Genomic DNA, 19,267 nt, shown 5'->3' on the forward strand with positions numbered 1-19,267 from the left:
GGCAGCGAGGGTACCCCCGCCGAGGTCCGGCGGCACCGTCGGCGCCCCTGTGCCAGACTCGTCCCCATGTCCGACCGAGTTCCACTGCGCACCTCGCTGGCCCTGGCCGCCGCCGCGTCCGCCCGCTGGGCCTCCCGCACTGCCGGGCGCGGGAAGGGCTCGATGATCGGCGGACTGGTTGCGGAGAAGATCGACCCCCAGATCATGGGCCGGCTCGCGGCCGGCAAGCGAACGGCGTTGATCACCGGTACCAACGGCAAGTCGACGACAACGCGGATGACCGCGGCGGCGCTTGCCGAACTCGGCGAGGTGGCCACCCAGGCCGACGGCGCCAACATGGACGCCGGGATCATCGCCACGCTCAGCCTCCAGCGTTCTGCACCGATCTGCGCACTCGAGGTCGACGAATTACACGTCCCGCACGTCGCCGACGCCACCGATCCCGAGGTGGTGGTGATGCTGAATCTCTCGCGCGATCAGCTCGATCGGGTCGGCGAGATCAACATGATCGAACGCGCCCTGCGTGCCGGCGTCGCCCGACATCCCGACACGATCATCGTCGCCAACTGCGATGACGTTCTGGTCACCTCCGCCGCCTTCGATGCGCCGAAGGTGGTGTGGGTGGCGGCCGGGTCGAGCTGGGTTGGCGACTCGGTGAGCTGCCCACGCACCGGCGAACCCATCGCGCGTGCCACCGCCGACTCCGGCAGCGGACCGTCGACACCACCCGGCAGTATCGCCTGGTACTCGACAGGTGACGAGAATTTCCGGCGCCCCGCCCCGGACTGGTGGGTCGACGACGACAACATCTACGGGCCCGACGGCTTCAGCGCGCCAATGACTCTCGCCGTGCCCGGCCGCGCCAACCGCGGCAACGCTGCGCAGGCCGTGGCCGCGGCCGTCGCGATGGGCGCCGACCCGGCCAAGGCCGTGGCGGCGGTGCAGACGGTCGGCGAGGTCGCCGGGCGCTACGGCATCCATCAGGTCGGCAACCACTCGGTGCGCACTTTGCTCGCCAAGAATCCGGCGGGCTGGCAAGAAGCACTGTCGATGATCGACCACGACGCCGACGGACTGGTCATCGCCGTCAACGGCCAGGTCCCCGACGGTGAGGATCTCTCCTGGCTGTGGGACGTGCGGTTTGAGGCATTCGAGACGATGGCGGTGGTCGCTGCCGGGGAACGCGCCGCCGACCTGTCGGTGCGTCTGCTCTACGCGGGCGCCGAACACACCACCATCCCCGACCCGATGAAGGCCATCGCCGCATGTCCGCCGGGACGCGTGGAGGTCCTGGCGAATTACACCGCCTTCCGCGATCTCGGCAACGCGATGGAACGCACACGGGAGGAACGCAAGTGAGCGACTCGACACTGCGCATCGGGCTGGTACTCCCCGACGTGATGGGCACCTACGGTGACGGCGGGAACGCACTGGTTTTGCGCCAGCGGGCCCGAATGCGGGACATCGACGCCGAGATCATCCCGATCACCCTCGACGACGAGGTCCCCGACTCACTCGACATCTACACCCTCGGTGGCGCCGAGGACTACGCGCAGCGGCTGGCCACCCGGCACCTCAGCCGCTATCCGGGGCTGCAGCGCGCGGCGACCGCGGGTCGTCCGGTACTGGCGATCTGCGCGGCCATCCAGGTTCTCGGCCACTGGTATGAGACGTCGGCGGGGGAGCGCGTGGACGGCATCTCGCTGTTCGACCTCACCACCGCACCGCAGCAAACCCGCAGCATCGGCGAGCTCGTCACCGACCCGGTGTTGCCCGGACTCACCCAGCCGTTGTCGGGGTTCGAAAACCACCGGGGCGGAAGCACTCTCGGGGCCGATGCCGCTCCGCTCGGGCGGGTGCGCCACGGCGTGGGCAATGGCGTGGGCGACGGCACCGAGGGTGTGGTCGCGGGCTCTGTGATCGGCACCTACCTGCACGGCCCGGCACTGGCGCGCAACCCGGAGCTAGCCGATCTTCTCCTTGCCCGGGCAATCGGGGCCGATTCGCTTGCGCCGCTGGATCTTCCAGAGGTTGACCGGCTGCGCTCCGAGCGACTCGCCGCCGCCCGACGCTGAGCCGTCGGCCGTACCAGGCGCACTCCGATGCCAGATTCGGGATCGGCGGAAGCGCGAGCAGCCCGTCGCCCCGCACAGGGTGAAGTCCCGCGCGCAGATGCTCGCGCACCGACCGCCGATGACCGCACCGGCGCACCTGACCACTACGCTGGGGCATGGCCTGGCCTGCGCAACACGACGACGTCGGCTGTCGGGAATCCGCAGCCCGACGTACTGTGTCGCCATGACCACGATCTCGCCCTGCAGCGCAGATGATCACGATGACTGGCTGAGGCTCTGGGACGGCTATCTGCGCTTCTACGAGACCGACCTCGATCCCGAGATCACCGCAATCACGTTCCGGCGCATCATCTCCGATGACGGTATCCACGGTGCGATCGCACGTGACGACCAGCGTCGCGCCGTCGGTCTGGTCCACTGGCTCGCCCATCGGTCGACCTGGAGCCGCACCGGCTACTGCTACCTCGAGGATCTGTTCGTCGCCGCCGATAGTCGCGGGTCCGGCGTCGGGCGCGCCCTGATCGGCCACGTCTGCGACGCGGCACGCGACGCCGGACTCACGACGGTCTACTGGCTGACCCAACAGCAGAATTCCACTGCGCGAAGACTGTACGACGCCGTCGCCACCGACACCGGATTCGTGCACTACGAGATCGATCTCGACGCCCAGTGATCGACAGCTCACCCGGCGGCCGGCTCACGCGAGAGTGCGGTCGTGGGCCGGCAATCCGGCGTGCCGGGCGGCCTCGACGATCACCGCCCGCAACATCGGAGGGGTGAGCCGCCCGGTGAAGGTGTTGTGCTGGCTGACGTGATAGCTGGCGAAGACCGTCAGCTCGGCGCCGTCGTCACGTCGGATGACAGTACGCGCGCCGTGTCCGAATTTCGTTCGGGGACGGTCGATCTGCCAGCCGAGTTCCTGAAATGTCCGCAGCCCCACCTGCCATCCGAAGCCGCCGAGCACCATTACCGAGCGCACTGTGGGGGCCAGGAGGTCCAGCTCGGCACGTAACCAGCGGGCGCATCTGTCGCGCTCGGCGGTGGTCGGCTTGTTCTGCGGCGGTGCGCAATGCACCGGGGCGGTCAAACGCACCCCGAACAACTCCGTCCCGTCGTCGGCGGAGACAACGGTCGGTTGCGAGGCGAGTCCGACATCGTAAAGCGCGCGAAACAGCACGTCACCACTGTGGTCGCCGGTAAACATGCGGCCGGTACGATTGGCGCCATGCGCGGCCGGCGCGAGCCCGAGGATGAGCATTCGGGAGTCATCCGGCCCGAACCCGGGGACGGGCCGACCCCAATAGTCCCGGTCGGCGAAGGCGGCACGTTTGTCCCGTGCCACCTGCTCGCGCCACGCCACCAGACGAGGGCAGGCACCGCAGTCGATCAGCGCCGCGTCGAGGTCGGCGAGATCGCGGTATCGGGACCGTCGTCGGGCCATGCGGTACTCACCGATCCGAGTTCAGTCGAGGACCTTGCAGCGTTCGCGGGTGCGATCGACGGCAAACCAGCCGCGCTCGAACTGCTGCCATCGTTGCAGCAGGGGGCGCGAAGACTCACCGTCGCGGGCGACGGCGCGTTCGAGCCGCGCGTCGGCGTCACCACCGTCGAGCCACAGCGCGTAGCTGAGCCTGTCGGCGATGCGACGCCGCGCCGACGACACTCCCTCGATCACCAGTAGCGGCTCCCACCGCACCCACACCCGACTACCGAGCTGCGGCACACCGTCGACCCACTCCCGTGGCCGATAGCGGTAATCATGTCGTCGCACAAAGGCATGCAGCACATCGGTTTCCAGCTCCGGCCACCACGCGACAGGGTTGTCCCACGTGGCAAAGTCGTCGGTGCGGACCAGCACCACCCCGGTGCCGCGGGCCCGCAAGCGGGCGACGAGGGCATCGGCGACGGTCGACTTGCCCGCGCCGGACGGGCCGTCGATGGCGACGATCCCGGAGATCATCTCGGCGGCGAGGTCGTCGAGTCGGGCGTCGAGGTCGGCCGACAGGGTGGGCGCCGTCATCGTCATGCCAAAATGCGGCGGCCCGACAGCGCACGGCTGAGGGTGAGTTCATCGGCGAACTCCAGGTCGCCGCCCATCGGTAGCCCCGAAGCCAGACGCGTCACCGACAGCCCCGGGAAATCCTTGAGCATCCGCAGCAGGTACGTCGCGGTGGCCTCGCCCTCGGTGTTGGGGTCGGTGGCCACGATGATCTCGGTGACCTCGGTGCCGTCGTCGGTGGCGGCCAGCCGCCGCAGCAACTCGCGGATACGCAACTGGTCGGGGCCGATCCCCGACAGCGGGTCGAGTGCGCCACCGAGGACGTGATAGCGGCCGTGGAACTCCTTGGTCCGCTCGATCGCGTGAACGTCCTTGGGCTCCTCGACGACGCAGATCTTGGTCGCGTCACGTCGGGAATCCGAGCAAATCCGACAGAGGTTGTTCGCCGAGACGTTACCGCACTCGGCGCAGAAGGTGACGTTGTCGCGGACCTGGATGAGAGCCGCCACCAGCCGGTCGATCTCCTTCTTCTCGCCGGCCAGCATCGCAAATGCGATGCGCTGGGCACCCTTGGGGCCGAGCCCCGGTTGCTTGGCGAGCTCGTCGATCAGATCCTGGATGGGGCCCTCATACATCGGTGTGTCCTACCTCAGCCCAGGCCGGGCAGCCCGCCGCCGAGGCCTCCGGCAAGCGGTCCCATCTTCTCGCCGGCGAGTTCCTCTCGCTTGTTCGAGAGGTCGGCGAGTGCGCCGAGCAGCAGGTCCTGCAAGGTCTCGACGTCGTCGGGGTCGACGACCTTGGGGTCGATGGTGACCGCGGTGATCTCACCGGTCCCGTTGCCGGTCACTGTCACCAAACCGTTGCCCGCGGTGCCGGTGACCTCGGTCGCCGCGATCTCGTTCTGTGCTTCGAGCAGCTTGGCCTGCATCTGCTGGGCCTGCTGTAGCAACCCGGCCATCGGGTTGTCGCCACCGGCACCGCCGCCGAAGAGTGCGCTGGGATCGAAAGGTTGATTCACGCGCCCCAGGGTAGTCGGCGTCGCCGCCGGGGCGCGCATGCCGGGCCGGACGGCACCATCACTACAGATTGCGCCGCAGCGAGCCGACACCCCGAAGAATTCGGGTCGCCCACCTGCTGACGTGGATTCTGCATTCGCCTCGCGCACCGAACTCAGCGCAACAGGCGCTCGACGTGGGCCACGAGATCGTCAACGGTGTCGTCGCCGACCGGGGTGATCTCGAAGGACAGCTCCTCGTCGCCGAAAAGCCGGCTCGCGCGCGGGGTGAGGGCGAACTCGAGGCGATTGTGCTCGACACGACGCCATTGCCGGATCGCGTCGTAGATCGGGGCGCTGGCACCGGTGGAGATGCAGTACCGGTCGCCGGCACGGTCTCCGCCGACGAGTTCGCGTTGGATCTGAAAGCACGCCATCGACTCGTCGTCGATGAACACCACCGCCTCGCAACCCAGGTCAGGGTGGCGTTCATAGGAGGCGAGGATGGTCACGGGGGATAGCCTAACCAGTTCCTGCGATGGTCAGTGCAGACCGTCGGTGAGGGTGCGCCGGGTTTCGAATCGACGACGCTGCCCGGTCAACGGGTCGACGAACGACAGACTGTGGGCGACGAGTCGTAGGGGCGCGGAGAAGTCACCGTGCTCGGGACGCCCGGCCAGGTCGGGCCGGAGCACGGGGTAGAGCGGATCGCCGACGATCGGCACGTCGAGCAGCGCCATGTGCAGGCGCAGTTGATGGGTGCGGCCGGTATGCGGGACCAGCCGATACACCGACCCGCTTGCGGTTTGCTCGATCTCGGTGATCTCACTGATCGCGTTCACCGGGCCGTCGACGACGCGTGCCCGCAGATCACCGGCAGTTTTCTCGATCCGGTTGCCGACCACCCGGGTCTCGGCGACCCCCGCTGCGGGGGCCAGCGCCCGATACTCCTTCTCGGCCGCGCGCTGCGCGAACAGATCCTGATAGGCCGAACGCACCTCGGGTCGCAGCGTGAACAGCAGCACCCCTGCGGTGAGGCGGTCGAGCCGATGTGCCGGGGCAACGAGATCGGTGCCCAGTACACGGCGCAACCGCACCAACGCGGTCTGGGTGACGTGCTGCCCGCGCGGCATCGTCGCGAGGAAGTGTGGTTTGTCGACCACGACGATGTTCTCGTCGCGATACAGGATCGGCAGATCGAAGGGAATCGAGATCTCGTCGGGCAGGTCGCGGTAGAGGTAGACCGACGTGTTGACACGCGCGGGCTGATCGAGCGTCAGCGGCCGACCGTCTGCGTCGACGATCTCGCCTCGTTGCGCGCGGTCGGCGAGGTCGGCGGCGGTCAGCTCCTGCAACGACGGCGTGGCCCGCAAACAGTCACCGACCGTCGACGTCGGCCCCGACCGCAACACCACGCGGGTGGCGTCGACGCCGTCGCGCGGCGGCAGGGGTGACGGCCGCGCGCGACCGCGTTGTCTTCCGGTCCGGCGGCCCACCGCGTCGGGCTACTTTTCCAGTCGCGTCTTGAGATTCGCGAGCAGGGCGGCCTGGATGCGGGCGAGCCCCTTGGGCGCGAAGGTCTTCTCGAAGAAGCCACCGATGCCGCTGGCGTTGCTGTTCCACGTGGTCGTGGTGGTGACCTTGCTGCCCGAGCCGGACGGCGACACCTGGTAGGTGGTCACCATCGACGAGTTCGCGTCCTTCTCGGTGATCGTGGCGGCGGCGTTCGGCCCGCTCGCTGAGCTCCCCGCGCCGGGTGACACCGAGACGGTGGCCGAGACGTCACGCTGACGTTTGGAGGTCGCCTGCAAAATCCAGTGCACGACGGTGCCGTCGCCGTTACCGCCGCTGATCACCTGGTAGTCGCGGTACTGCTCGGGCAGGATCGCCGGCCGGGTGTCGACGTAGTCGGCGAGTGCGCCGATCACGGCATCCGGGGACGCGGCCACCTCTGTCGTTTGACTGGCGGAAATCTGACCCACTGACCCAACTCCTTCACGATGTACTGATTGGCGGGCGTGCAACTCAAGTCCTAGGCTAGCCAAGTGAGCTCGGCACAGATGGAGATGGGGGCAGCGGCATTCGACGAGGGTGTGGCAACCCTGCTGGCCAGCTACCGCGCCATCCCGCCACAGGCCACGGTCCGTCTGGCGAAGAAAACCTCCAATCTCTTCCGCGCCCGGGCCAAGAACCCGCACCCCGGCCTCGACGTCTCCGGACTCGACCGGGTGATCTCGGTCGATGCGGCCGCCAAGACCGCCGATGTCGCGGGGATGTGCACGTACGAGAATCTCGTCGCCGCGACGCTGCCGTACGGGTTGGCGCCCAAGGTCGTTCCGCAACTCAAAACGATCACCCTCGGCGGCGCGGTGACCGGACTGGGCATCGAGAGCACCTCGTTCCGCAACGGTCTGCCCCATGAGTCGGTCCTCGAAATCGACATCCTTACCGGTCACGGCGAGATCATCACCGCGACCCCCACCAACGATGCTGCGGATCTCTTCTATGGATTCCCCAACTCATATGGGACGCTGGGTTATTCGGTGCGTTTGCGGATCGAGCTCGAAGAGGTCGCGCCGTACGTCGCGCTGCGGCATGTGCGGTTCACCGACCTGTCGGCGTTGCAAGAAACGATGGATGCCATCGTCACCGACCAGTCCTACGACGGCGAGCGTGTCGACTATCTCGACGGCACGGTGTTCAGCGCCGACGAGGCCTACCTGACGTTGGGTCGGCAGACAGATGAACCCGGCCCGGTCAGCGACTACACCGGGATGAACATCTATTATCGGTCCATTCAGCACGATTCGACGCACAACCCTCGGCGCGATCGGCTGACCATCCACGACTATCTGTGGCGGTGGGACACCGACTGGTTCTGGTGTTCCCGGGCGTTCGGTGCACAGGAGCCCCGTATCCGGCGGCTGTGGCCGAAAAGGTTGCTGCGCAGCAGTTTCTACTGGAAACTGATTGGCTACGACCAGCGCTTCGACATCGCCGATCGTCTCAACAAGCGCAAGGGGCTACCCGCCAACGAGCGTGTCGTACAGGATATCGAGGTGCCGATCGAGCACACCACCGACTACCTCGACTGGTTCTTGACCACCGTGCCGATCGAGCCGATCTGGTTGTGCCCGTTACGGCTTCGGGAGAAGGAAGGCGGTAGCACACCCGAGGCAGATCCGCGACGGCCGTGGCCTCTGTACCCCCTGCAGCCCGAGCGCACCTATGTCAACGTCGGCTTCTGGTCGGCGGTTCCGGTGACCCCCGGCGATCCCGGGCACACCAACACACTGATCGAACGCAAGGTGGCCGAGCTCGATGGCCACAAGTCTCTGTATTCGGAATCCTTCTACAGCCCCGAGGACTTCGATGAGCTCTACGGAGGCGAGCACTACCGACTGCTCAAGAAGCGGTACGACCCACGCGGCCGGCTACTCGACCTCTATGCGAAAGCGGTGAAACGACAATGACGACGTACAAGGACAGCGCCGGGTCGAAAACCGATGCGCAGCAAGCCAAGATGACCCTTGCCCAGGTGTTCGAGTCCCTTGTGGGCGGCAATCTCAACATCCGCGTCACCGCCTACGACGGCAGTGCTGCCGGCCCTGAGGATGCCGAGTTCGGCCTGAACCTCGTGACGCCGCGCGGCACCACCTACCTGGTGACCGCCCCCGGTGACCTCGGGTTGGCCCGCGCGTACGTCTCCGGCGACCTGGAGTTGATCGGCGCCCACCCCGGCGACCCCTACGGCGCGCTGCATGCCCTGGCTGCCGACCTCGAGTTCAAACGCCCCTCCCCGCTGGTGCTGGCGCAGGTGGCGCGGTCGCTCGGTATCGAACACTTCAAGCCGATCGCACCGCCCCCGCAGGAGGCGCTGCCTCGCTGGCGTCGATTCGCCGAGGGGTTGCGGCACAGCAAAGCTCGTGACGCCGAGGTCATCCACCACCACTACGATGTCTCGAACACCTTCTACGAGTGGGTACTCGGATCGTCGATGACCTACACCTGCGCGGTGTACCCCGACCTCGACGCATCGCTGGAAGTCGCCCAGGAGAACAAATACCGGCTGATCTTCGACAAACTGCGACTCAAGGCCGGTGATCGGCTCCTCGACATCGGTTGCGGCTGGGGCGGAATGGTCCGCTACGCCGCCCGCCGCGGAGTACACGTACTCGGCGTGACGCTTTCCGCCGAGCAGGCACAGTGGGCGCAGCAGGCCATCATCGACGAGGGGCTGTCCGAGTTTGCCGAGGTCCGCCACAGTGACTACCGCGACGTCACTGAGTCGGGATTCGACGCGGTGTCCTCGATCGGTTTGACCGAGCACATCGGCGTCCACAACTACCCGTCGTATTTCTCGTTCATGCGAGACAAGCTGCGAGACGGCGGAATGTTGTTGAACCACTGCATTACCCGTCCCGACAACGCCAAGAGTTCGCGGGCCGGGTCGTTCATCGACCGCTACGTCTTTCCCGACGGCGAGCTAACCGGGTCGGGCAAGATCATCTCCAAACTTCAGGATATCGGCGGCGTCGAGGTGCTGCACGAGGAAGACTTCCGTTACCACTATGCGATGACGCTGCGTGACTGGAATCGCAATCTCGTCGATCACTGGGACGAGGCCGTCGAGGAGGTCGGTGAGGGCACCGCGCGGCTGTGGGGCCTCTACATGGCCGGCTGCCGCATCGGCTTCGAGCGCAACATTGTTCAGCTACACCACGTACTCGGTGTCAAGCTCGACGACAAGGGTCGTCACAAGCTGCCGCTGCGGCCGTGGTGGGACGCGTAGGGCGAGTACACCTGCAGCCGACGGGGCCAGCGGACGGTCACTACCCCGCTGGTCGAGGTGCTCAGGTGCGCCGGCACCGACACCTCGAGACCCCTTGAGCCACAGCTGGGTCGCTACTCGAGCGGCCGCGCACCCAACTCGGTCTGCAGTAGGTCAAGGGCGAGTTTGTCGGGGTCGATTCGCGCGTCGGGGGTGGCATTGTGCACGTCGGCGACCATCTCCGCCCGCTCGTCGTCACTGATCTCCTCGTCGGAGCGTGGCGCTTCGGGTTCCTCGGGTTCCGGATCGGGTTCGGGCGCGGGAGAACTTCCCTGCGCGGGGTCCGAGCGGACACGGCTCGGCCGCGAGAACGTCTGCCGCTTGGATGCGGCAACCGCCTGCGGCCGCGCGGTCGCGGGCCCCGGCGTCGAGGTGTCTCGGTGGACGGTGCGGACGTCGAGATCGGTGCCGAACACCTCCTGCAATGCCTCACGAATGATCGAGACCGCGTGCGGTGCAGACAACCTGCCCACCAACACGTCGATCGGGTGAGCGAGGACGACGGCGGTGCCGTCGAGATCGTCGACGACCGCAGCCGACAGCATCGGTTCGAGGCTCTTCGACCGGGCCCGAACGGCGGTCCGCACCTCCTGGAATCGTTTGCGCACCGTATCGGTGTCAAGCCCCAATTCCGGCTCCGGTGTGGGCTCGGGTTCCGGTGCGCTGCGCGGCGCCGCAGGGACCGGCTCGTCCGGGGGAACGTCGTATTCGTCGAACGGCTCGTCGGGTAGCGGGATCTCGTCGTCGAAACCGGCGACCTCCGGTATCGGCTCGGGTTGCGGCGTGGACTCCGGCCGAGACCGTGACGATGCTTGGGGGGCAGTCGGATCCGGGGCTGACGACTGTGCCGCTGACTGTTCTGCCGCAGCTTTCTCCGCTGCCGCTCGCTCCGCTGCCGCTCGCTCCGCTGCGGCCTTCGCGACAGCAGCCTTCTCGGCCTCACGATCTGCCGCAGCCTTTTCTGCCGCAGCCTTTTCTGCCGCAGCTTTCTCCGCTGCCGCCTTCTCGGCTGCCGCGCGCTCGAGTGCCGCCCGCTCCGCCTCATCAGGCACACCACCCGACGGTGGCGTGTCCTGTTGTGCGACTGGATCGTCGATGCTCTTGCGTTGGGACGGCCGCACATACTTCGGAGGCGGCTCGTCGACGGGGGGTGCCGGGACAGGGGCCACCGGGGTCGGCCCCGACGAGACCGCCGGGGTCGGGTCCACCGATGCCACGGGTGCGGCCACGACCACCCCGGACTCGATCCGCTCGAGACGGTGCAGTAGTGACACGTCGTCAGATGAGGCGGTGGGCAGCAGCATGCGCGCGCACATCACCTCCAGTAGTAGCCGCGGTGAGGTGGTGCCGCGCATCTCGCCCAGCGCGTTGTGGACGATCTCGGCGAAACGCGTCAGACCGCCGGGGCCGAGCCGATCGATCTGACTGCGCATCCGTGCCAGCTGATCGCCGGGCGCCTCCACCAGACCACGGTCGGCGGCATCTGGAACCGCTTGCAGCAGAATCAGATCCCGGAGGCGCTCGAGTAGATCGACGGCAAAGCGACGGGGATCGTGTCCGGCGTCGACAACGTGTTCCACCACGGTGAACAGCGCGGCTCCGTCGGCGACGGCGAGAGCGTCCACTGCGGAGTCGATCAGCGCGATGTCCGTGACGCCGAGGAGGGCGAGCGCGCGGTCGTAGGTGACGCCCTCGTCGCCGGCTCCGGCGAGGAGCTGATCGAGGATCGACAGCGAGTCGCGCGGCGAACCGCCGCCGGCGCGGATCACCAGCGGATAGACGTCGGCGGCCACCTGCACGCGCTCCTTGGCGCAGATGTCCTCGAGGAGCCCGCGCATCACCGGCGGGGCGAGTAGTCGGAACGGATAGTGATGCGTGCGCGAACGGATCGTCGGCAGCACCTTCTCCGGCTCGGTGGTCGCGAACACGAAGATCAGATGCTCCGGCGGCTCCTCGACGATCTTCAACAGGGCATTGAACCCGGCGTTGGTGACCATGTGCGCCTCGTCGACGATGAACACGCGATAGCGCGACTCGGACGGGGCATAGAACGCACGATCCCGGAGTTCACGGGTGTCGTCGACACCACCGTGGCTGGCCGCGTCGAGTTCGATGACGTCGAGGTTGCCCGGCCCGCCCGGCGCGAGCGCCACGCACGACGAGCACTGACCGCACGGCGTCGATGTCGGGCCCTGCACGCAATTGAGCGAACGGGCGAGGATGCGCGCCGAGGACGTCTTGCCGCAGCCGCGAGGCCCGGAGAACAGGTAGGCATGATTGATCCGTCCGCTGTCGAGTGCGCGGCTCAAGGGGTCGGTGACGTGCTCCTGGCCCACGACTTGGGCGAACGTCGCCGGACGGTAGGTGCGATACAGGGCCACTCATCGAGAGTACCGGCGAACCCCGACACTCCGACCCGCTCCCCCACAGGTCGGATGAGGTCGATCACCCCTGGGGGACGGGTGTGGAGAACTGCTCACGAAGCTGGTACTTGAGCACCTTGCCCGAGGGGTTGCGCGGCAGGGCGTCGACGAACTCCAGACGCAGCGGCAGCTTGTAGCGGGCCAGTTGGTCCATGGCGAAGTCACGCAGTTCCTCGAGGGTGACCTCCTGGCCGGGGGCGGTGGCGATGACGGCGGTAACCGCCTCGCCCCACTTCGCGTCGGGCAGCCCGAGGATCGCGATCTCGGCGACCGCAGGATGGCTGTAGAGAACACTCTCGACCTCTGCCGGGTACACGTTCTCACCACCGGTGATCACCATGTCCTTGACGCGGTCGACGACGTAGATGTAACCGTCGTCGTCCTCGCGACCGATGTCTCCGGTGTGGAACCACCCCTGGTCGTCGATGACGGCGTCGGTAGCGGCCTGGTTGCGCCAGTACCCGACCATCACCTGCGGGCCACGGACGCAGACTTCGCCCGGGGTACCCACCGGGACAGGCAAATTGGCGGCGTCGACGAGTCGCACATCCGAGAGCGGCAACACCTTGTTGCCCGCGGCACCGATCTTGGCCGCCGACTCGTCGAGGCCCATCACGAGTGCGAGCGGGGCGGTTTCGGTGAGTCCGTATCCCTGAGCGAAGGCCAGTCCCCGCCCGGCGTATCGCCGCATCAACGGTTCGGGCACCGGCGCGCCACCGCAGATGAGGTAGCGCAGGCTGGACAGGTCCGCGGTCTCGAACTGCGGGACCTGAGACATGAACAGGAACATCGCCGGCACACCGAACATCGTTGTCACACGGTACTTTTCGATGGCATTTAGCGTCGCGACCGGATCGAATGTCGGTGCGAGCACGATGTGACCGCCCCGCTGCAGGGTAACCAGTGTCGTGACGTTGAGTCCCCCGATGTGGAACAGCGGGGCGGCGCAATAGCTGATGTCGGAGGTCTCGACGTCCAGACACAACAGCGAGTTCATGTTGTTCCAGAACAGGTTTCCGTGGGTGAGCATCGCCCCCTTGGGGCGGCCGGTGGTTCCCGAGGTGTACATGATGACCGCGATGGCGTCCGACTCCGGACGGGCGGGGTCGGCAATCGGCTCGGCGTGGGCGATGACGGCTTCAGCGGACTCCCAGCCGACGTGCTCACCGACGGCGATGCGCCGCTGCAGCGCGAGCTGATCGTCCACCTCGTCGACGACGGCCGCGAGCGCAGGATCGGCGATCAGGGTGTGGGCACCGGCGTCGTTGATGATGTAGGCGAGTTCGGCTCCGGTGAGCCGAAAGTTCAACGGCACAAACGTCGCTCCGGCGCGCGCCGAGGCGAACATGGCGACCAGGAACATCGGATGGTTCAGGCCGAGATAGGCGACGCGGTCACCGACGCCGACGCCTCCGGCGCGCAGGGTGGCGGCCAGTCGGTCGATCCGGTCGGAGAATTCCCGGAAACTCATCGTCGTGTCGTCGAAGGTGATGGCGGGGCGGTCGGGACCGATGGCGGCCCGGCGCGCGATCCACGATCCGAGATCCATCGATTCCGGGGTGCTGATACTGGGCACGGCAGTTCTCCTCACACGCGGGCCGACTGATCCAGCGGTGGTTGGCGACGATGGCGTCAGCGTAGATCGCGGCACACGGCGCCGTGTCCGATTCGGTGAATTTCGACTAACCGGGAAAGGCCTGAGCCGCCCGTGATCAGCTGGGCGGCGCGGCGGTGTCCGTCGGGGCGGTGTGGTCCTGGGTCGGGCGCGGGGGGCGGTCGAGCAGTCCGAGAACGACGAAGGTCGCGATGGTCGTACCGAGGAAGATCGCGTTGTACGGATAGACCAGGAACGCTTGCGCCCACGCCGGTCCCGTCTGCGCCTTGAAGAACAGCCCGGTGAAGTACGCGTCCGGCACGGTCCGGTTCACGAACCACATCGGATAGGCGAAGTGTGTGCGCCAGGCGAACGCCGTGAGTACCAGCGCAACGAGCCCGATGCCGGCGAACGCGCGGCGTATCGCCGACAGATCGGTCCGCAGCAACAGATTTACACAGATCACGACGATCGGCACGAACCACACCCAGTGGTGTCCCCAGGCCATCGGCGACACCGCACACGAGGTCATACCGACGATCGAGATCGCGAGCAACTCATGGCCGCGCCGATGGGCGAGCACCGCCGAGCCCATCCCGAGCGCCAGCGCGATGAGCACGAGGACCATCCACACCGCGGTGTTGGGGGCATCGGTGTGCATCAGATTGGCGATGAGCCCGCGCAACGACTGATTGCCGAGGGTCTGCGGCGCGCCCACGCGATTGGAGTCGAAGATCTTGTCGGTCCAATACGACCAGGATTCCTTGGGCAGCACCACGAATCCGACGACGACGGTCAGGAGGAATCCGCCGAGTACCCCGGCCGTCTCACGCCAGCGCCGTAGCAGCGCGAAGTAGAGGACGAAGATCAGCGGCGTCAATTTGATGCCCGCGGCGATGCCGGTGCCGACGCCCTTGAGTCGTGAACCGTCGGGTCGGACGAGGTCGGCGAGGATGATCAATAGGAGAAACACGTTGATCTGGCCGTACCAGATGGTGGTGCGCACCGGTTCCAGGAGCATCGAGACGGCGACGAGGGCGATCGCCAGACATCGCAACGGCCAGTTCACGTCTCTGCCGAGGGCCCGGAAGCACAGGACGATCACCAGATAGAGCGCGATGAGGATACCGGCGCTCCACACGATCCGGGCGGTCTCAAACGACATCCAGGCGAACGGCATCAACACGATGACCGACACCGGCGCGTAGGTGTAGTCCATCTGGCCGAGCAGTTTTGCGTCGTAGAGGCTACCGCCGTCCCACACCGTCAGTGCGCCGGCACGGTAGACGTCGAGGTCGAGTTGATAGTCGAACAAACCCCAGAACGGGGTGGACAACGGCAGGATCAGGTGCTGGCACCACAGGGCAAGTGCCACGATCGCGAGCGCAGCCACACACCAGACGAAGCGGCGCCCGCGGCCACCTGTCACGGTTGGTCACCCGCTACGCCCACCGAAGATCGGCGTCTTTCAGGAACCGTGCGCGGAGAGCAGCGTCTCCGTCGCGGCGAGCAGCACGCAGGTGGCGACACCGTCCATGGCGACCTTCAGGTCGTCGATGCTCGGGAAGGTCGGCGCCAACCGGATGTTGCGGTCGTGCGGGTCGTTCTTGTATGGGAACGTCGAACCCGCTGGTGTCAGCGCGATACCCGCGTCCTTGGCCAACGCGATGGTCCGGCTCGCCGCGCCGTCGGGCACGTCGAGGTTGATGAAGTAGCCGCCCTCGGGTTCGGACCACGACGCGACCTTCGACTCCGCGAGCCGATCCTCGAGGATGCCGAGCACGGTCGCGAACTTGGGGGCGAGGATGTCCCGGTGGCGGGCCATGTGGGCACGCACCCCGGCGGCGTCACCGAAGAACCGCGCGTGGCGCAGCTGATTCACCTTGTCGGGACCGATGGTCGCGAAGCCGATATTCTCGACGAACCAGTCGACGTTGGCCTTCGACGATCCGAAGAACGAGACCCCAGCACCGGCGAAGGTGATCTTCGACGTCGAACCGAGGACGTAGACGCGATTGGGATTGCCTGCGGCGGCGGCCATCTCGATCACCGGCAGGGGCGTCGGCGGCTCGTCGACGAGGGTGTGCACCGCGTAGGCGTTGTCCCAGTAGATACGGAAGTCGTCGGCGGCCGGCATCGACAGCAGGCCCTCGGTGACCTCCTCGGAGAAGGTGACGCCGGTCGGGTTGGAGTAAGTGGGTACCGCCCACATGCCCTTGATCGTCGGGTCGGCGGCGGTCAGTGCCGCGCACGCGTCGACGTCGGGGCCGTCGGGGTTGATCGGCACCGGCACCATCTCGATGCCGTACTGCTCGGTGATCGCGAAGTGACGGTCGTATCCGGGCACCGGGCACAGGAACTTCACCGGACCCGACGACCACGGTTGCGACGAATCCACGGTGCCGCGCAGCAGCCCGAATGTGGTCAGGTGATGCATGATCTCGAGGCTCGCGTTGCCGTAGGCGATCAGATTCGCGGGATCGACCGCGAAGATCTCCCCGAAGATCTCCCGCAGCTCCGGCAGACCACGCAGGCCGCCGTAGTTGCGCGTGTCGGTGCCGTCGGCGGCACGGAAATCCGCGCCGGGCAGTGACAGCAACTCGTTGGACAGATCAAGTTGCTCTGGCGCGGGCTTGCCGCGGGTGAGGTCGAGGGACAGCCCGGCCGCGCACAGCGCGTCGTAGAGCTTTCGGAGGTCCTCCTGGGTGGCGCGAAGCTCGTCGGCACTCTTGGAGTGATAGTTCAACGGGGGACCTCGTGTATCGGGGTGAGATGTATGGGGACCCCGCGCACCCGAGAGAGCCCGTTGACCCTTGCTGCCTTCCGGCCCTGGGGGAGTTCACAGGATGCACGCCGCGCGGGATCCGTCGACAAGTGTAGCGAGTGGGTCGGCGCATTCTGCAATCGGTCCGTGCGACCGCCCCTACCGGCGGTGATCCTCGGCCAAGGCCGCTCAGGAGCTGTGGCATATCGGACAAAGTTCGCAACCGCTGCGCGTCCGCCGCGCCGGCCGTAGATTCGGTCACCGCGCCCCCACTAGGGGCTGAATTCTATGTGAACTCTCACCACCGTAGGAGACGCAACCCATGACCTCTGTCGACCGGAAATCCTCCGAATCGACCGCCGCAGGCGGGCACGGTTCACTCGGGTCGAGCCTCAAGCCCCGACACATCACCATGATCTCCATCGCCGGCGTCATCGGCGCCGGTCTGTTCGTCGGTTCGGCGAACGCCATCGAGAAGGCCGGACCGGCGGTATTGATCTCGTACGCACTGGCAGGCGCGCTGGTCGTGCTGGTGATGCGCATGCTCGGCGAGATGGCGACCGCCAACCCCGACACCGGCTCGTTTTCGGTGTACGCCGACCGCGCCCTCGGCCGCTGGGCCGGCTTCTCCGTCGGCTGGCTGTACTGGTGGTTCTGGGTGCTCGTGATCCCCGTCGAGGCGACAGCCGCGGCGTCGATCCTCACCGATCTCATCGGTGGCGCGCAATGGATCTGGGCGCTGGCAGTCAGCATGCTATTGACCGTCACCAATCTCGTCAGCGTCGGCAACTACGGCGAGTTCGAGTTCTGGTTCGCGTTGATCAAGGTCGTCGCGATCGTGTTGTTCATCATCGTCGGTGTCGCGGCGATGCTCGGCTGGATTCCGAGTTCGCAGGTCAGCGGCATCCATCATCTGTGGCAGCCCGATGGCTTCATGCCCAACGGATTTGGCGCCGTCATCGCCGGCATGCTGATCACGATGTTCTCGTTCATGGGCACCGAGATCGTTACCATCGCCGCAGCCGAATCACCCAATCCGGAGAAGGGCATTACCAAGGCGGTCAACTCGGTGATCTGGCGGATCTCGCTGTTCTATCTCGGCTCGATCTTCGTTGTCGTGTCACTAATGCCCTACAACAAGCTGCCCGACGGCTCCTACCAGTCGGTGCTCGAGGCGATCGGCATCCCGCACGCCGCGCTGATCATGGACATCGTCATCCTCACCGCAGTCGCCTCGTGCCTGAACTCCGCGCTCTACACCGCCTCCCGCATGCTGTTCTCGCTCGGCACCCGTCACGATGCACCGTGGGCCGTGCGGCGGCTGACTCGCAACGGCGTGCCGTGGGTGTCGGTGCTGTTGTCGATGATCATCGGATTCCTGGCGGTAATCGGCAACTATGTGTTGCCGGACAAGATCTTTGCGTGGCTGCTGGCCACCAGCGGAGCGATCGCACTGTTCGTCTACCTGACCATTGCCGCGAGCCAGTTCAAACTCGGCCGCACGCTGCGTCAAGAAGCGCATCGGCCCGCGGTGACGATGTGGTTATTCCCGTACCTGACCTGTGCGGTGATGGTGTTCATCGTCGCGGTACTGGTGCTCATGGTGTTCGATGAAGGGCAGCGCCAGGCGATCATATTCTCCGCAATCTCCGCACTGATCATCGTCGCGGCCGGGGTGATCGTCCAGAAGCGCAGCACCGGACCGCACCCGGTCACAACCTCGCGGCAGTAACGCTCATCGGGGATTTCATATGCGCCGGCGACAGAGGACCATCGCTATGGACGTTCCCTCTAGAGGTCCGGATCATGGCGGGAAAGAAGCGTCACTCGGCCAAGAAGATCGTGCGCAAGTTGCACCGGGCTGATGAGTTGGCAGCGAAGGGAGAGAGCGGCGAGGAGATCGCCACCGGCCTCGAGGTGTCGGCAGTCACGTTGTACGACTGGCGCCGCCGGTACGGCGTCATGGACGGCGACGCCGCGAACGAACTCAACGAGATGCGCGATCAGAACAGTCTGCTCAAGCGGTAGCTCGCCGACGCGGAGGGCGAAGGATGCACTGCGGGAGATCGCCAAGGGGAAAGTGGTGAGCGCAACCGCCAATCGCGCCGCCATCGCCATGCTCAAAGACGTGATGACCATGTCAGAACGTATGGCGTGCAGGTTATTTGGGCCGTCCGGGACTGCGTATCGACACCTGCCGCTAGCGCAGGCGCCGGCCGATTCCGACACCGCACTGCGCGAGCTGCTGCGAGAACCGCTGCTTTCAGCAGCGGCGCAGACGCGCAGAACCACCACGACGCGGTTCCGGGATAAGCGTCCACACCCATCACCTTCGCAGCCGTCCACCGCAACAGCGAGTAAGTGAAAAGGCGTGTGACAATACCGGCTGCTCCGGAAATGATCGTCACGAGCCCGGCACTGTTAGCTGATCCCGCATAATCGCCACTCTTAGCCGTCACGCTGATAGACACCCTGCGTATGCGCACTGCCTTTCGACACTCTCGACAGACACGATAGCTCGACACCTTGAACTCATCGATGAGTAGACCGACCGTGCATTATTCTTGAATGGCGCCGTATAAAACTC

18 protein-coding genes and 1 other RNA gene are annotated in these 19,267 nt (G+C 66.3%); 7 read left to right on the forward strand and 12 right to left on the reverse strand.

The annotated features are described in order from the left end of the window. Positions 1-66 precede the first annotated feature (66 nt). From EF294_RS15310 to EF294_RS15320, 3 genes are all read left to right on the forward strand, one after another. On the forward strand, positions 67-1,359 hold the full coding sequence (locus tag EF294_RS15310; protein WP_123931599.1) for a MurT ligase domain-containing protein: 1,293 nt from the start codon (positions 67-69) through the stop codon (positions 1,357-1,359). Continuing rightward, positions 1,356-2,075: a type 1 glutamine amidotransferase gene (locus EF294_RS15315; RefSeq protein WP_123931601.1), complete on the forward strand. Its 720-nt coding sequence runs from the start codon at positions 1,356-1,358 to the stop codon at positions 2,073-2,075. Before EF294_RS15310 ends, EF294_RS15315 begins: the two co-directional genes overlap by 4 nt. A 223-nt stretch (positions 2,076-2,298) precedes the next feature. After that, positions 2,299-2,748, forward strand: a complete 450-nt coding sequence (locus EF294_RS15320; RefSeq protein ID WP_246007894.1) for a GNAT family N-acetyltransferase — start codon at positions 2,299-2,301, stop codon at positions 2,746-2,748. A 24-nt stretch (positions 2,749-2,772) separates the two neighbouring features. On the opposite strand, the gene EF294_RS15325 is transcribed toward EF294_RS15320, so the two are convergent. The 7 genes from EF294_RS15325 to EF294_RS15355 all read right to left on the reverse strand — a co-directional run bounded on the left by EF294_RS15325 (position 2,773) and on the right by EF294_RS15355 (position 7,050). Beyond that, positions 2,773-3,516 carry a uracil-DNA glycosylase gene (locus EF294_RS15325; protein ID WP_123931605.1) on the reverse strand — a complete coding sequence of 248 codons (744 nt, stop codon included), beginning with the start codon at positions 3,514-3,516 and terminating at the stop codon, positions 2,773-2,775. A gap of 21 nt (positions 3,517-3,537) precedes the next feature. Next, a complete protein-coding gene (locus EF294_RS15330; RefSeq protein WP_123931738.1) occupies positions 3,538-4,095 on the reverse strand; it encodes a uridine kinase family protein in 558 nt (185 codons plus the stop codon). 2 nt (positions 4,096-4,097) lie between these two features. Then, positions 4,098-4,709 (reverse strand): recombination mediator RecR, encoded by a 612-nt coding sequence (gene recR, locus EF294_RS15335; protein ID WP_123931607.1) that lies wholly within the window; start codon positions 4,707-4,709, stop codon positions 4,098-4,100. A 14-nt stretch (positions 4,710-4,723) separates the two neighbouring features. Continuing rightward, the gene (locus tag EF294_RS15340) at positions 4,724-5,092 is read right to left on the reverse strand and encodes a YbaB/EbfC family nucleoid-associated protein (protein ID WP_006371650.1); all 369 of its coding nucleotides are present in this window, start codon (positions 5,090-5,092) and stop codon (positions 4,724-4,726) included. Between the two features lie 152 nt (positions 5,093-5,244). Further along, complete coding sequence (locus EF294_RS15345; RefSeq protein ID WP_123931609.1) at positions 5,245-5,580, reverse strand: hypothetical protein; 336 nt, start codon at positions 5,578-5,580, stop codon at positions 5,245-5,247. Between the two features lie 30 nt (positions 5,581-5,610). After that, positions 5,611-6,564 carry a pseudouridine synthase gene (locus EF294_RS15350; protein WP_123931611.1) on the reverse strand — a complete coding sequence of 318 codons (954 nt, stop codon included), beginning with the start codon at positions 6,562-6,564 and terminating at the stop codon, positions 5,611-5,613. A gap of 9 nt (positions 6,565-6,573) precedes the next feature. Continuing rightward, positions 6,574-7,050 carry an SRPBCC family protein gene (locus EF294_RS15355; RefSeq protein WP_123931613.1) on the reverse strand — a complete coding sequence of 159 codons (477 nt, stop codon included), beginning with the start codon at positions 7,048-7,050 and terminating at the stop codon, positions 6,574-6,576. 84 nt (positions 7,051-7,134) lie between these two features. On the opposite strand from EF294_RS15355, the gene EF294_RS15360 reads away from it, so the two are divergent. Together EF294_RS15360 and EF294_RS15365 are read left to right on the forward strand one after the other, a co-directional pair. Next, the gene (locus EF294_RS15360) at positions 7,135-8,541 is read left to right on the forward strand and encodes an FAD-binding oxidoreductase (protein WP_123931741.1); all 1,407 of its coding nucleotides are present in this window, start codon (positions 7,135-7,137) and stop codon (positions 8,539-8,541) included. Further along, positions 8,538-9,860 carry a class I SAM-dependent methyltransferase gene (locus EF294_RS15365; protein WP_123931615.1) on the forward strand — a complete coding sequence of 441 codons (1,323 nt, stop codon included), beginning with the start codon at positions 8,538-8,540 and terminating at the stop codon, positions 9,858-9,860. The genes EF294_RS15360 and EF294_RS15365 overlap by 4 nt, the downstream gene beginning before the upstream one ends. Positions 9,861-9,973: 113 nt before the next feature. Here the strand turns inward: EF294_RS15365 and EF294_RS15370 are convergent, their stop codons facing one another. From EF294_RS15370 to ffs, 5 genes are all read right to left on the reverse strand, one after another. Next, positions 9,974-12,280 (reverse strand): DNA polymerase III subunit gamma and tau, encoded by a 2,307-nt coding sequence (locus tag EF294_RS15370; protein WP_123931617.1) that lies wholly within the window; start codon positions 12,278-12,280, stop codon positions 9,974-9,976. A gap of 64 nt (positions 12,281-12,344) precedes the next feature. Beyond that, positions 12,345-13,871, reverse strand: coding sequence for an acyl-CoA synthetase (locus tag EF294_RS15375; RefSeq protein ID WP_185091113.1), 1,527 nt, complete (start codon positions 13,869-13,871; stop codon positions 12,345-12,347). A gap of 163 nt (positions 13,872-14,034) precedes the next feature. Continuing rightward, complete coding sequence (locus EF294_RS15380) at positions 14,035-15,345, reverse strand: glycosyltransferase 87 family protein (protein WP_123931621.1); 1,311 nt, start codon at positions 15,343-15,345, stop codon at positions 14,035-14,037. A 39-nt stretch (positions 15,346-15,384) separates the two neighbouring features. Continuing rightward, entirely contained in the window at positions 15,385-16,662 is a 1,278-nt protein-coding gene (locus tag EF294_RS15385) for an aspartate aminotransferase type Ic (protein ID WP_123931623.1), read from the reverse strand. Between the two features lie 28 nt (positions 16,663-16,690). Further along, an RNA gene (gene ffs, locus EF294_RS15390) (signal recognition particle sRNA small type) lies at positions 16,691-16,785 on the reverse strand. Between the two features lie 217 nt (positions 16,786-17,002). On the opposite strand from ffs, the gene EF294_RS15395 reads away from it, so the two are divergent. Further along, the gene (locus tag EF294_RS15395; protein ID WP_123931625.1) at positions 17,003-18,412 is read left to right on the forward strand and encodes an amino acid permease; all 1,410 of its coding nucleotides are present in this window, start codon (positions 17,003-17,005) and stop codon (positions 18,410-18,412) included. Positions 18,413-18,486: 74 nt separating this feature from the next. Further along, on the forward strand, positions 18,487-18,708 hold the full coding sequence (locus EF294_RS15400) for a transposase (protein WP_123931627.1): 222 nt from the start codon (positions 18,487-18,489) through the stop codon (positions 18,706-18,708). The last annotated feature ends 559 nt before the right edge of the window (positions 18,709-19,267 follow it).

The sequence above is a fragment of the Gordonia oryzae genome (assembly GCF_003797185.1).
Classification (GTDB): Bacteria; Actinomycetota; Actinomycetes; order Mycobacteriales; family Mycobacteriaceae; genus Gordonia; species Gordonia oryzae.